Raw genomic sequence first — 13,698 nt, 5'->3', positions numbered from 1 at the left:
TTGCATCGGTCCGTGGAGGCCGATTCCGACGTCGAGCCGGCCCTGCTGCCGCCACGACACTGGCTACAACCGAGGACTGACTTCAACGATGGAACTGCTATTCCCGCTCCTGATTCTCGCCTTGCTCGTCCCGACCTTCCTGGGCGTACGGCGTCAGAAGAAGGAAATGGCCAAGGTAGCGGAGCTGCAGGACTCGCTGCGCATCGGCGACCGCGTCATGACGACGGCAGGCCTGCACGCCACGGTGGTCTCGCTCGCGGAGGACACGGTCGAACTCGAGATCGCACCGGGCGTCGTGACCACATGGTCGCGCCTGGTCGTTCGTGAGCGCGTCGAGCCCGCGCACGACTCCGCAGACGACGGCGGCATCGTGTCGCTGGGCAAGGACAACCCGTCCGAAGGGCGTCCCACCGAGCACTGACGCCGACGCTGCGGCGCACCGAGACATTGTGTCGGCGCCGATGCGGCTGCGTGGCCGCCCCACGCGCGTAATGCGCCTCTGAGGGCTGCTCATCTCCGATTCCACTCACTCGTATCGAGGAGACACACACACCGTGGCACCTTCCAATGGATCGGTGCATCCCGCGCGTTCGCTCGCCCTGTTCGGGGTGATCCTGGTAGCGCTGTATGCATTGGTCTTCTTCACCGGGGACAAGTCGCCGGCTCCCAAGCTCGGTATCGATCTGCAGGGCGGCACCCGGGTGACGCTCACCGCGCGCACCCCGGACGGCAGCAGCCCGAGCGCCGACAGCTTGAAGCAGGCTCAGCAGATCATCGAAACCCGCGTCAACGGGCTCGGTGTATCGGGCTCGGAGGTGGTCGTCGACGGCGACAACCTGGTGATCACGGTGCCCGGCGACGACAGCTCGCAGGCGAAGACGCTCGGACAGACGGCGCGGCTCTATATCCGTCCCGTGCTCGGAGGACCGATCGCAAGCTCCAACTCGGCGGCCGAGCAGCCTGTCGAGGAGGACGGCCCTGCCGACGGCGCCCCGGCCCCGGAATCGGAGACGGACGCTCCGGCAGAAGCTCCGCCGGCCGAAGAGGAGGGTCAGGCACCCGTTACGGACGGCGCGGAGCCGCAGGGCCGTCCGTTCCCGGCACAGAACCCGACGGACGCGCCGGTCGAACCGGGCGAGCCCGCGGACACACCTGCGCCTGCGACAGACGCTCCCGCGACGGACGCTCCCGCCGAAGCCCCGGCCGCCGACGCGGTTCCCGGAAGCCCGCAGGCGGAAGCCGCCGACCAGATCGCTGCGGCCCGGGCCCTCCGTCAGAGTTCCGACCCCGCCGTCCAGCAGGAGGCGGCTCTCTCGCTCGACTGTTCGGCTGCCGACCCGCTCGCGGGCAACGACGATCCGGCACTTCCGCTCGTGGCCTGCTCGACGGACGACACCTCCGTCTACCTGCTCGGCCCGAGCATCATCGACGGACAGCAGATCGCCGACGCGTCCTCGGGATTCAACTCTCAGCAGTCCCGCTACGAGGTCAGCTTGACCTTCGACACCGAGGGCAGCAACACGTGGGCGCAGTTCACCGCCGCCAACATCGGTAAGCAGGCCGCCTTCACCCTCGACTCGCAGGTGGTCAGCGCTCCGGTCATCCAGGGTGCGACGCCCGCGGGTAGTGCCACCTCGATCACCGGCAACTTCACCAACACTCAGGCGAGCGAACTCGCGAACACGCTCAAGTACGGTTCGTTGCCGCTGTCCTTCGTCGCATCGGAAGCCGAGACCGTCTCGGCCACCCTCGGTTTCGCTTCTCTCGAAGCGGGTCTGATCGCGGGTGCCGTCGGACTGGCCCTGGTGTTCCTGTTCTGCCTGGTCTACTACCGGATGCTCGGTATCCTCACCGCGCTGTCGCTCATCCTGTCCGGGTTGGCGGTCTACGCGGTGATGGTGCTCCTCGGCCGGTACATCGGATTCACGCTCGACCTCGCCGGAATCGCGGGCCTGATCATCGGTATCGGCATGACCGCGGACTCGTTCGTGGTCTTCTTCGAACGCATCAAGGACGAGATCCGCGAAGGCCGGAGCTTCCGCTCCGCAGTGCCGCGAGGCTGGGCACGTGCCCGTCGTACCATCCTGTCCGGCAATGCGGTCAGCTTCATCGCCGCAGCGGTGCTGTACGTTCTCGCGGTCGGACAGGTGCGAGGGTTCGCCTTCACCCTGGGTCTGACCACGATCCTGGACGTCGTGGTGGTCTTCCTCGTGACCTGGCCGCTCGTGCACCTGGCCTCGCGGTCGAAGTTCTGGTCCAAGCCGAGCGTGAACGGTCTGGGCGCAATTCAGCAGGTGGCGCACGAGCGCCAGCTCGCTGCGGTAGCGGCGAAGGAGGCGTGACCATGACCGACACGACAACAGCGGAACGACCCACCACGCGTCGCGGAACACTTGCCGGGCTCTACACCGGTACCGGTGCCTTCGAGATCGTCGGGCAGCGCAAACGCTGGTACATCGTGACCGCGGTGATCGTGCTGCTCGCGTTGCTGAGCATGCTCGTGCGCGGCTTCACGTGGGGCATCGACTTCGAAGGCGGCACCCGCATCCAGATGCCGGTCGTCGCCGATGTGACCACCGAGAACGTCGAGACCGTCTTCAGCGACACGCTCGGTTTCGAGCCGGAGTCGGTCCAGACGGTCGGCGCCGGTTCGGGCGCCACCATCCAGATCCGGTCGGACACCCTCGACCAAGGACAGGTCGCCGCCGTGCAGTCGGCACTGTTCGAGGAGTTCCAGCCGGCCGGTGCCGACGGGCAACCCTCGATCAACGCGATCAGCGTCGCGGACGTGAGCGAGACGTGGGGCAGCCAGATCACCGAGAAGGCACTCATCGCCTTGGTGGTGTTCCTGGTGATCGTCAGCGTGTACATCGCGATCCGGTACGAACGCGACATGGCGGTCGCGGCGATCGCCGCCCTGTTCTTCGACATGATCGTCACCGCGGGTGTGTACGCGCTCGTCGGTTTCGAGGTGACGCCCGCGACCGTCATCGGCCTGCTGACCATCCTCGGTTTCTCCCTGTACGACACGGTGGTGGTGTTCGACAAGGTGGAGGAGAACACCCGGGGCATCCTGCATCTGCATCGGCGGACCTACGCAGAGCAGGCGAACCTCGCCGTGAACCAGACCCTCATGCGGTCGATCAACACGACCGTGATTTCGGTGCTGCCCGTGATCGCGCTGATGGTCGTGGCGGTGTGGTTGCTCGGGGTCGGCACGCTCAAGGATCTGGCACTCGTCCAGCTCGTGGGCATCATCGTCGGCGCGTTCTCGTCGGTGTTCTTCGCCACCCCGCTGCTCGTTACGCTGAAGGAATGGCGCGGACCGATCGCCAAGCACACCCGCAAGGTACTGGCCAAGCGCGAGGAGGCAGCGGCACGCGCCGCAGCCGCCGGAAGCGGCGAAGTCCCCGGCACCGCAGGGACTTCGGTGGCCACGCCTGCAGGTCCTCCGGCAGCCCGCTACGCGCCCGTTCAGCGAGCCCCCAGGCCGGGAGCCCGACCGACCGGAAAGCGCGCCAAGAGAAAGTCCTGATATGCCGGTGACCGAGTGGATTCAGCGAACGCACGCCTCCCGCCGGAGGGGCCGGCCACGACGCGCGGCTCTGGGCATCGCGCTTGCGGTGGTCGCGGCGGCAACGGTCTCGTGTGCCACGGAAGAAGAACGGGTGCACTCGATCGGCTACGCCATCGACAACACGGTGACCAGCTACAACGCCAACACGGTCGACGGTGCTGCGTCGGGAGCCCGGCAGGCGTTCACGCGGGTACTGCCGGGCTTCGGGTACATCGCCCCGTCGGGCTATGCCGTCTCCGACACGGACATCGGCACCGCCACCGCGGTGCCGGGGGATCCGCTCACCGTGCAGTACCGGCTCTCGCCCGACTCGGTCTACTCGGACGGTGTGCCGATGTCGTGTGACGATCTCGTACTCACCTGGGCGGCGGCGAGCGGACGGTTCACCACGCCGGACGAATCCGGCGGGCAGGTCGACGTGTTCGACTCGTCCCGGCGCGGCGGGTACGCCGACATCGACCGCGTCGACTGCCAACCCGGATCGAAAGACGCGACCGTCGTGTTCAAGGGCGGTCGCGGCGACGCGGACTGGAACACGCTCTTCGGTGCGACCGAACTGATGCCCGCCCACATCGCCGCGCGGCAGGCGGGTGTCGCCGACCTGGTCGGGGCGATCAACGGCAACAACCTCGACGAGGTCCGCCGCATCGCCGAGTTCTGGAACACCGGATGGTCGCTCACGCCGGGCGAATTCGATCCCGCGTTGTTCCCGTCCGCGGGCCCGTACCGCATCGAGTCCTACACCGTGGAGGAGGGACTCGTCCTGGTCGCCAACGAACGGTGGTGGGGTAACGCACCCGGCACCGACCGGATCGTCGTCTGGCCGAGAGGGACGGAGATGACGGCTGCGGCGGAAAGCGGACAGATCCAGGTCGTCGACGTCGGCGCCGGATCCATGAGCGAGGCGCACAGGGTGGTGGGCACCGTCGAATCCTCCACGGTGATCTCCCGCAATCTAGAACAGATCGTGTTCGCCACCCGCGGGGTCTTCGAGAATCCCGCAGCGCGCCGGGCATTCGCGCTGTGCGTTCCCCGCACGCAGTTGTTCGACGAGCTCGGTGCCTCGGGCGCGGGCTCGGGCTTCGCGACGGGCCCGGTCTCCTCGCGTCTGCTGGCGACCGATTCGCCGTTGTACCCGCAGACGGCTGGTCCCGCCGAGCGATACCTCCAACCCGACCTCGAGGCGGCGCGCGGCGAACGCACCGCGTCCGGTCAGGAACGCATGGAGGTCCGGGTCGGTTACCTCGCGCCGGACGACAGGCGGGCCCGCACCGTCGAACTGATCGCCGCGTCGTGCCGCGACGCGGGGATCGACGTGGTCGACGCCGGATCGGAGTCGTTCGTTCCGTCCCAGCTGGGAACCGACGTCGATGCCGTGCTCGCCGGTACCGCCGCGGCGGCAGGTTCCGGTGGCACTGCCGACATGGACATCGCGCGCGGCGCGCTGCACTCGGGTACCGGCAGCAACATCGGCGGATTCGCGAACGGGCGGGTGGACGAGATTCTCGACGGACTGCTCGTCGCGGGCGACCAGCAGGGCATCTCGGGTCTCGTCGGCGACGGAGAACGGATCCTGTGGGACGAGATGCCGACTCTGCCGCTGTTCGTGCAGCCCCGCTCGATCGGGTTTGCGTCCGGGCTGGCAGCCGGGGTTCCGAATCCCACCACCGCGGGTTCGGGCTGGAACATGGACCGGTGGATACTGACAGGATGAACGTTTCTCGGACCGATTCCTCCGATTTGATCGACCAGGCCGCCGCAGCCGTCACCGCCCACACGCGGTGGGTCGACGACTTCCCGAACCCGGGTGTCCGATTCGCCGATCTCACGCCGGTGTTCGCCGACGGTCCGGCGTTCTCCTCGATCATCACCGCTCTGTCGTCGGTCGCCCCCGGTGCAGAACTGGTCGCCGGGATCGACGCCCGCGGGTTCCTGCTGGGCGGCGGCATCGCCCGCGATCTCGGCGTCGGGGTGCTGGCCGTGCGCAAGGCCGGCAAGCTTCCCCCGCCGGTGCAGACGTGCGAGTACACCCTCGAATACGGCACTGCCGCCATCGAGATCCCGGGTGATTCCAAGATTCTGCACGGGCGGCGGGTACTGATCGTCGACGACGTGCTCGCCACCGGCGGCACTCTCGGCGCGACCGTCGAACTCCTCGAGCGCGCCGGCGCCGACATCGTCGGCGTCACCGTGGTGACGGAGATCGAGGCCCTGGGCGGGCGTGCGCGGCTCGCGGGGTACCCACTGACCTCGCTCGTCCGGATCTGAGTACTACAGTTGCGGCAGGTACCGGTGGACCGGCCGTGCCCCGTACGTCCGGACAGGATCTGTCCGGACTCCGGGCGCGTGGCCGAGATGGGAGAGTGGCATGACCCAGAATCTTGATCGGTCCCAAGGCTCCGGACCGACGCCGACCCCGGCGTCGACGTCCGCATCCCGCCGTGTGCGCGCCCGGTTGGCGCGCCGCATCACGGGCCAGCGCGGTACCACCTTGAAGCCGGTTCTCGAACCGCTCGTCACAATCCATCGCGAGTTGTATCCGAAGGCCGACCTGTCGCAGCTGCAGCACGCCTACGACGTAGCGGAAGAACGCCACGCCGATCAGAAGCGCAAATCCGGCGACCCGTACATCACCCATCCCCTCGCGGTCTCGACGATTCTCGCCGAACTGGGCATGGACACCACCACTCTCGTGGCGGCACTGCTGCACGACACCGTGGAGGACACCGGCTACAAGCTCGAAGACCTCACCGCCGATTTCGGTGAGGAGGTCGCACACCTCGTCGACGGTGTGACCAAGCTCGACAAGGTGGTGCTCGGTAACGCCGCCGAGGGCGAGACCATCCGGAAGATGATCATCGCGATGGCCCGGGACCCCCGGGTACTCGTGATCAAGGTCGCCGACCGGTTGCACAACATGCGCACGATGCGGTTCCTGCCGCCAGAGAAGCAGGCGCGCAAGGCGCGGGAGACGCTCGAGGTCATCGCACCTCTCGCACACCGGCTCGGCATGGCGACCGTCAAGTGGGAACTCGAGGATCTGTCGTTCGCGATCCTGCACCCGAAGAAGTACGAGGAGATCGTTCGTCTCGTCGCGACGCGTGCGCCCTCTCGTGACACCTATCTGGCGAAGGTCCGGGCGGAGATCAATCAGACGCTCGCGGCATCGCGTATCGATGCGGTTGTCGAGGGACGCCCCAAGCACTACTGGTCGATCTATCAGAAGATGATCGTCAAGGGCCGCGACTTCGACGACATCCACGACCTGGTCGGTGTGCGGATCCTGTGCGACGAGATACGCGACTGCTACGCCGCGGTCGGTGTCGTGCATTCGCTGTGGCAGCCCATGGCCGGACGGTTCAAGGACTACATCGCGCAGCCGCGGTACGGGGTGTACCAATCGCTGCACACCACCGTGATCGGCCCCGAGGGCAAGCCGCTCGAGGTGCAGATCCGCACGCACGAGATGCACCGCACCGCGGAGTTCGGCATCGCCGCGCACTGGCGGTACAAGGAGACCAAGGGACGCCACTCGGGCGACGTCGGCGAACTCGACGACATGGCCTGGATGCGGCAGTTGCTCGACTGGCAGCGGGAAGCCGCGGACCCGGGCGAGTTCCTCGAGTCGTTGCGGTACGACCTGGCCGTCAAGGAAATCTTCGTCTTCACCCCGAAGGGTGATGTGATCACCCTTCCGTCCGGTTCGACGCCCGTCGACTTCGCGTATGCCGTGCATACCGAGGTGGGGCATCGCTGCATCGGGGCACGTGTCAACGGCCGTCTCGTCGCGCTGGAGCGCAAACTCGAGAACGGTGAGGTCGTCGAGGTGTTCACCTCGAAGGATCCGAACGCCGGCCCGAGCCGCGACTGGCAGTCGTTCGTGGTCTCGCCGCGTGCGAAGGCGAAGATCCGCCAGTGGTTCGCGAAGGAACGGCGCGAAGAGGCGCTCGAGTCCGGTAAGGACGCGATCGGGAAGGAAGTCCGTCGCGTCGGTCTGCCGTTGCAGCGTCTGATGAACGCCGACCTGATGCTCGGTGTCGCCCGGGAACTGAAGTACTCCGACGTCTCGGCCCTCTACACCGCGGTGGGCGAGCACCACGTCTCGGCACACCATGTCGTGCAGCGCCTCGTCGCACTGCTCGGCGGTGTCGGAGGGGTGGAGGAGGAACTGGCCGAGAGGTCGACGCCGTCCACCATCCCCACCCGGTCGCGGCAGAGCGGCGACTCGGGCGTGCTGGTGCCGGGTGCACCGGGCACCGTCTCGAAGCTCGCGAAGTGCTGTACCCCGGTGCCGGGCGACGAGATCATGGGGTTCGTGACCCGCACCGGTGCGGTGAGCGTGCATCGCACCGACTGCACCAATGCCGGTTCGCTGCGTGAGCAGTCCGAGCGGATCATCGACGTCGAATGGGCGCCCTCGCCGTCGTCGGTGTTCCTCGTGGCGATCCAGATCGAGGCACTCGACCGGCACCGGCTGTTGTCGGATGTGACGAAGGCTCTCGCCGACGAGAAGGTCAATATCCTGTCCGCCTCGGTGACCACGACCGGTGATCGAGTTGCGGTGAGCCGCTTCACGTTCGAAATGGGCGATCCCAAGCACCTCGGCCACGTGCTGAACGTGGTCCGCAACGTCGAGGGTGTGTACGACGTGTACCGGGTCACCTCTGCGTCCTGACGGGCAGGGTTATCGCACCGCCTCGATGGTCACGGGCGTGATCGGCGTGCCGCCGCCGAGTGGATTGGTGCCGTCGTTGCCGGATGCCGCAGCCGCGTCCAGCACCGGCAGCCCCGCATCGGCGACACGTCCGAACACGGGGTAGTTCGGACGCAGCAGCGAGTCGCCGAGAAGCAGGAAGAACTGGCTTCCGTTGGTGTGGGCCACGCCCGTGTTGGCCATCGCCACGGTGCCACGGGGGTACACGACGGCTGCGGGCCGGTGCGGCTGTCCGTCGTAGGCCGGCACCGGATACTCGTCCGCGAAGGTGTATCCGGGGCCGCCCGTGCCGGTCCCGGTCGGGTCACCGCATTGGTACAGGTGACTGCCCGGATCGTTGGACAGCCGGTGGCACGACGTTCCGGTGTAGAAACCGCGCTCCGCGAGACCCACGAAATTGTTGACGGCGCACGGCGCGAGCGAGCGGTCGAGGACGAGGGGAACCGGCCCGGCCGACGTGTCCAAGGTCAGATTCACGACGCCGGAGGTGGGTGCGGTCGACGGCGGGTGGGCAACGGTGCCTTCTCCCCGGTCGACGTAGGTGCACGAGACCGTCGCCGCGGCGGGACGCGGTACAGCGGGCAGTGCGGGGTAGATGGACATGTCACGGGGTGGCGCGCCACGCGTGCTCGATTCCCCGGCGGCGAGGACCGGGGCCGTCTTGCCTTCGTCACTGCTACAACCGGTTGCGAGAACCGGTACCGCGGCGACGAATACCGCGAGAACGAGACGTACCAGGTGCGTACGCACAGAAGTGTCGAAGGTCACAATTCGGGGAGCGTAGCCTACGCGGTGACGAACGGATAGGGACCCGATGTCGTCCCACCGGATGACATGCCCTCGTACGAGCGCTCCTCGATGAGTTCGTTTCCCGGCCGGAGTCGGTACGGGTACAGAACCCGACTGCCTCGGAGGAGCGATGCGCACCCTCGCGATAACCCAGAACATCACCCTCGACGGATCCATCGAAATCCTGGCCGACTGGTTCTCCCCGCCCACGGAGGTCGAGGACGCCGATGAGGACCTCCTCGCGGAGACCCGTGCGCAGTCCGGGCAATCCGACACGATGCTGCTCGGCAGGCGGACGTTCGAAGACTTCCGTAGCTACTGGCCGCTGCAGCGCGACGATCCGACCGGGGTGGCCGAATACCTCGACGATGTGGACAAGTACGTGGTGTCGTCGACCCTCCGCGATCCCGGATGGCAGAACACCACGATTCTCCGGGGAGACCCGGTCGAACAGATCCGCACACTGAAAGCCGGTCCCGGCCTGGACATCGTGGCCACCGGAAGCATCACGTTGTGCCACAGCCTCATCGAGGCGGGCCTGGTCGACGAGTACCGGCTGTTCGTGTACCCGGTGGTGCAGGGCCGGGGTCGTCGGCTGTTTCCCGACGGGTACACCACGGCAGGGCTGCGTCTCCTGGATGCGCGACGATTCCGCGGAGGAGTGGCACTCACGCGGTACGAGGCGCCGTGAGAGTGCCCCGAGACGACGCCGGCCGTCCGTCCCGGCACACGGGAGCGGACGACCGGCGGTCGTGAGAAACGGGTGGGAATCAGCCCTCGACGGTCACCGATTCGATCTGTACCCCGCGGTTCGGCGCGCCACCGCCGGCGGCCATCGAGCCGTCGTCACCTTCGGCCGCGACTTCTTCGATCACGGCGAGCCCGGCGTCGTCCACGGTGCCGAACACGGTGTAGGAGGGCGGAAGCTGCGAATCCGCGTACACGAGGAAGAACTGGCTGCCGTTGCTGCCCGGCCGTCCCGTGTTCGCCATCGCGACGGTGCCGCGCGGGTAGATCACGGGCTGCCGAAGCTGCGCGTCACCCTGCTGGTAGAGGTTCTCCGGGTACTCGGTGTCGAACCCGTATCCGGGTCCGCCGGTCCCGGTGCCGCTCGGGTCTCCGCACTGCAGGACCTGCAGACCGGGAGAGGTCACCAGCCGGTGGCACGGCGTGTCGTCGAAGTAACCCTGCTCGGCGAGCGAGACGAAGCTGTTGACCGTGCACGGTGCTTCCGCCCGGTCTAGTTCCAGCCCGATCGGCCCCACACTCGTGGTGAGGGACACGCCGACGGTGCCGTCGGCGGGTACGTCCGTTGCGGCCGGAGCGCTCACGTCACGAGCAGGGTCGCCGGACGGGGTGTAGGTGCACGACACCGGGTCTCCGCCCGCGGGACGCTCGGGCAGCGCGCCCGTGTACTCGGGAGACTGCGCCGCACCGTTTGCCGTCGCCGATCCGGACGGGGAGGCGGCGGTGTCGTCACCCCCGTCGTCCGAACATCCGGTGAGGATCAATGCGAGCCCAGCGCCGACGGCGAGGGTGGTACGGAATCGAGTCATCAGTCCATCCTGACCGAGGTGAGTGTCGTGGCTGCCGCGGGGGCACCGTCGGCGGCTCCGCCCGAGACACCTGCGCCGGCGATCTTGTCGAGCGTCGCGAGACCGGTGTCGTCGATCGTGCCGAACACCGTGTACTGCGGGGGAAGTACGGAATCGCCGTACACCAGGAAGAACTGGCTACCGTTCGTGCCGGGACCGGCGTTGGCCATCGCCACCGTTCCGCGCGGGTAGACCACCGGCTCCTGCGACGCGGGGTCGTCCGCCGCGTACTGGTCGGTGGGGAATTCGTTCGCGAAGCCGTAGCCGGGTCCGCCGGTACCGGTGCCCGTCGGGTCGCCGCACTGCAGTACCCGCAGGGAAGGCGACGTGGTGAGGCGATGGCAGGTCGTGTCGTCGAAATATCCCTGGCTCGCGAGGGACAGGAAGTTGTTGACCGTGCACGGGGAGTCGCTGTTGTGCAGGATCAGCCCGATGTTGCCCTGGGGGGTCTCCACGCTCACGCTGATATCGGTGTTGTTCTCACCGGTGGTCATGATGCCTTCGGTGCGCGGCGCCTCGACCGGCTTCGCCGGTTCGCTCCCGTCGGCCGGGTACTCGCAGTTCACGGTCTCCGGCAGCGGTTCGGAGCGGCCCGCGGGCAGTGCCGGATACTCGCTGTCGGTCTCGGCCGTCGTCTCGGCCGCGGACGCATCCGTGGCCGTGTCGTCCTCACTCCCGGTGATCGACCAGAGGGCCGCGGCGGCAGCGACGACCACGACGACGCCGAGCGCCGACAGCGCGATGGTCATGCGTCGGCGCCTGCGCTCGCGTTCGGCCCTGTGCTCGAGCTGCCGTTCGAGTTTGCGTTTCGCGGCGTTGCGCCGCTGTGCGTTGCTCGGCACTGCAGTTGTCCTCCCGTGAACCGATCGATGGTGTGCCCGCGCTCTCGGGCCGAGTCGAGTTTGCCACCCCAACCTGAGAGCGAAAGGACGGGGCGCTGCGCCTACTCTGTAGGGGACCGCGAATGCCCACACTCGTAGGAGCGATGCCCGTGCTCGTGACCGGATTCCCTGCCGGGATGTTCCAGACCAACTGCTACATCCTCGCGCAGGACAACGCGAAGGAGTGCGTCGTCGTCGATCCCGGACAGGATGCCGCCGAGCCGTTGGGCGAATTCCTCATCGGCTCCGATCTCGCGCCGCGCGCCGTGTTGCTCACGCACGGCCATCTCGATCACATGTGGTCGGCTCAGGCTGTCGCGGACCGGTACGAGATCCCCGTCTACATCCATCCCGGCGACCGGATGATGCTCACCGACCCGCTGCAGGGCATGGGGTCGAGCCTCGCGCCCTTCCTCGACGGCGTCGAGTTCGTCGAGCCGCAGGAAGTGGTCGAGTTCGCCGACGGCGACGAGATCGAGCACGCAGGCATCGAGTTCGTGGTGGACCACACGCCCGGCCACACCCAGGGCTCGGTGGTGCTCCGCACCCGCACCAGCACCCCGGACGGTGCCGGCCTGCAGGTAGCCCTCACCGGCGACACCCTGTTCCAGGGCTCGATCGGCCGTACCGATCTGCCCGGTGGCAATCACGAACAGCTCCTGGACTCGATCGCGCGCAAGCTGCTCGTCCTCGACGACTCCACCGCGATCCTGCCCGGACACGGCGGGTCCAGCACTATCGGCCAGGAGCGTACGTCGAACCAGTTCCTGGTCGGGCTCCCGCAGTCCCGCTGACGGCTTCGCGCTGCCGGCACCATCGAACCGCCCACGAGAGAAAGCAGTACCAGTGAGCAAGGCCTCTACGTTCTCGGCGCCCAAGGGTGTGCCCGATTACGTTCCCTCGCAGTCCGCGGAGTTCGTCGCCGTGCGCGACGGTTTGACCCGAGCTGCGCGACTCGCCGGTTACGGGCACATCGAGTTGCCGATCTTCGAGGACACCGGCCTGTTCGCGCGGGGGGTCGGTGAGTCGACCGACGTCGTCTCCAAGGAGATGTACACCTTCGCCGACCGCGGTGACCGCTCCGTTACGCTGCGTCCGGAAGGTACTGCGGGCGTGATGCGTGCGGTCATCGAGCACGGCCTCGACCGCGGGCAACTGCCCGTCAAGCTGTCGTACGCGGGTCCGTTCTTCCGGTACGAACGGCCGCAGGCAGGCCGCTACCGTCAGCTCCAGCAGGTGGGCGTCGAGGCGATCGGTGTGGACGATCCGGCGCTCGACGCCGAGGTCATCGCGATCGCCGACGCCGGATTCCGGAGCCTCGGTCTCGAGGGATTCCGGCTCGAGATCACCTCGCTCGGCGACCAGACCTGCCGTCCCCGGTACCGGGACCTGCTGCAGGAGTTCCTGCTCGGCCTTCCTCTCGACGAGGACACCCGACGGCGCGCCGAGATCAACCCGCTGCGGGTGCTCGACGACAAGCGTCCCGATGTGAAAGCGATGACCGCGGACGCTCCGCTGATGCTCGATCACCTCTCCGACAGTGCGAAGGCGCATTTCGACGAGGTGCTCGGTCATCTCGACGCGCTCGGCGTCCCGTACGTGGTGAACCCGCGGATGGTGCGCGGACTGGACTACTACACGAAGACGACGTTCGAATTCGTGCACGACGGCCTCGGCGCCCAGTCGGGCATCGGTGGCGGTGGACGGTACGACGGACTGATGGAACAACTCGGCGGGCAAGCCTTGTCGGGCATCGGGTTCGGGCTGGGTGTCGACCGCACGATCCTCGCCCTCGCAGCCGAGGGCAAGACGGCCGGAAACCCGGCGCGCTGCGAGGTGTACGGGGTGCCGATGGGGGACGCGGCCAAGGCTGCACTCGTCCCGGTCGCACATCGCTTGCGCGCGGCCGGGATCCGCGTCGATCTCGCGTACGGCGGACGCGGCGTCAAGGGTGCGATGAAGGCGGCGGACAAGTCCGGCGCCGTGGTCGCGCTGGTCCTCGGCGAGCGGGAACTCGAAGCGGGGGAGATCGTCGTCAAGGATCTGCGCAACGGTGAACAGCACACCGTGCCGCTCGCCGATGTCGTCGCACGCGTGGGGCAGGTCGTTGCCGGCGGATAACGGGCATGACGGCTCGGCGGC

At 67.7% G+C, this 13,698-nt stretch carries 12 protein-coding genes; 9 read left to right on the top strand and 3 right to left on the bottom strand.

What is annotated here, in order from left to right; all coding sequences use genetic code 11:
* Window positions 1-88: 88 nt before the first annotated feature.
* The 6 genes from yajC to HF886_RS09890 all read left to right on the top strand — a co-directional run bounded on the left by yajC (window position 89) and on the right by HF886_RS09890 (window position 8,252).
* The gene (gene yajC / locus HF886_RS09915; RefSeq protein WP_169652190.1) at window positions 89-421 is read left to right on the top strand and encodes a preprotein translocase subunit YajC; all 333 of its coding nucleotides are present in this window, start codon (window positions 89-91) and stop codon (window positions 419-421) included.
* A gap of 133 nt (window positions 422-554) precedes the next feature.
* On the top strand, window positions 555-2,342 hold the full coding sequence (gene secD / locus HF886_RS09910) for a protein translocase subunit SecD (protein ID WP_169652189.1): 1,788 nt from the start codon (window positions 555-557) through the stop codon (window positions 2,340-2,342).
* Window positions 2,343-2,344: 2 nt separating this feature from the next.
* Complete coding sequence (gene secF / locus HF886_RS09905) at window positions 2,345-3,535, top strand: protein translocase subunit SecF (protein WP_169652188.1); 1,191 nt, start codon at window positions 2,345-2,347, stop codon at window positions 3,533-3,535.
* Between the two features lies 1 nt (window position 3,536).
* Window positions 3,537-5,291, top strand: a complete 1,755-nt coding sequence (locus HF886_RS09900; protein WP_169652187.1) for an ABC transporter substrate-binding protein — start codon at window positions 3,537-3,539, stop codon at window positions 5,289-5,291.
* 26 nt (window positions 5,292-5,317) lie between these two features.
* Window positions 5,318-5,845, top strand: coding sequence for an adenine phosphoribosyltransferase (locus HF886_RS09895; RefSeq protein ID WP_206038678.1), 528 nt, complete (start codon window positions 5,318-5,320; stop codon window positions 5,843-5,845).
* Window positions 5,846-5,945: 100 nt separating this feature from the next.
* A complete protein-coding gene (locus tag HF886_RS09890) occupies window positions 5,946-8,252 on the top strand; it encodes a RelA/SpoT family protein (protein ID WP_169621751.1) in 2,307 nt (768 codons plus the stop codon).
* A 9-nt stretch (window positions 8,253-8,261) separates the two neighbouring features.
* Here the strand turns inward: HF886_RS09890 and HF886_RS09885 are convergent, their stop codons facing one another.
* Window positions 8,262-9,059, bottom strand: a complete 798-nt coding sequence (locus HF886_RS09885) for a peptidylprolyl isomerase (protein ID WP_296549496.1) — start codon at window positions 9,057-9,059, stop codon at window positions 8,262-8,264.
* A gap of 151 nt (window positions 9,060-9,210) precedes the next feature.
* Between HF886_RS09885 and HF886_RS09880 the strand changes: the two genes are divergently transcribed.
* Complete coding sequence (locus HF886_RS09880) at window positions 9,211-9,771, top strand: dihydrofolate reductase family protein (RefSeq protein ID WP_169652184.1); 561 nt, start codon at window positions 9,211-9,213, stop codon at window positions 9,769-9,771.
* 79 nt (window positions 9,772-9,850) lie between these two features.
* Here the strand turns inward: HF886_RS09880 and HF886_RS09875 are convergent, their stop codons facing one another.
* Entirely contained in the window at window positions 9,851-10,636 is a 786-nt protein-coding gene (locus tag HF886_RS09875; RefSeq protein WP_169652183.1) for a peptidylprolyl isomerase, read from the bottom strand.
* Complete coding sequence (locus HF886_RS09870) at window positions 10,636-11,517, bottom strand: peptidylprolyl isomerase (protein WP_169652182.1); 882 nt, start codon at window positions 11,515-11,517, stop codon at window positions 10,636-10,638. The genes HF886_RS09875 and HF886_RS09870 overlap by 1 nt, the downstream gene beginning before the upstream one ends.
* 149 nt (window positions 11,518-11,666) lie before the next feature.
* Here HF886_RS09870 and HF886_RS09865 point away from each other — a divergent pair, with 149 nt between their 5' ends.
* Window positions 11,667-12,350, top strand: a complete 684-nt coding sequence (locus HF886_RS09865; protein WP_296549510.1) for an MBL fold metallo-hydrolase — start codon at window positions 11,667-11,669, stop codon at window positions 12,348-12,350.
* Window positions 12,351-12,402: 52 nt separating this feature from the next.
* Entirely contained in the window at window positions 12,403-13,677 is a 1,275-nt protein-coding gene (gene hisS, locus HF886_RS09860; RefSeq protein ID WP_169621755.1) for a histidine--tRNA ligase, read from the top strand.
* Window positions 13,678-13,698: the final 21 nt, after the last annotated feature.

This window comes from Rhodococcus sp. 105337 (assembly GCF_012844225.1).
In the GTDB taxonomy this organism is placed as follows: domain Bacteria; phylum Actinomycetota; class Actinomycetes; order Mycobacteriales; family Mycobacteriaceae; genus Rhodococcus.
This window is presented reverse-complemented; position numbering and strand designations above follow the sequence as displayed.

Coding starts and splice junctions, on each gene's coding strand:
- yajC (WP_169652190.1), top strand. CDS start 89: ATGGAACTGCTATTCCCGCTCCTGATTCTCGCCTTGCTCGTCCCGACC.
- secF (WP_169652188.1), top strand. CDS start 2,345: ATGACCGACACGACAACAGCGGAACGACCCACCACGCGTCGCGGAACA.
- HF886_RS09900 (WP_169652187.1), top strand. CDS start 3,537: ATGCCGGTGACCGAGTGGATTCAGCGAACGCACGCCTCCCGCCGGAGG.
- HF886_RS09890 (WP_169621751.1), top strand. CDS start 5,946: ATGACCCAGAATCTTGATCGGTCCCAAGGCTCCGGACCGACGCCGACC.
- HF886_RS09880 (WP_169652184.1), top strand. CDS start 9,211: ATGCGCACCCTCGCGATAACCCAGAACATCACCCTCGACGGATCCATC.
- HF886_RS09875 (WP_169652183.1), bottom strand. CDS start 10,636: ATGACTCGATTCCGTACCACCCTCGCCGTCGGCGCTGGGCTCGCATTG.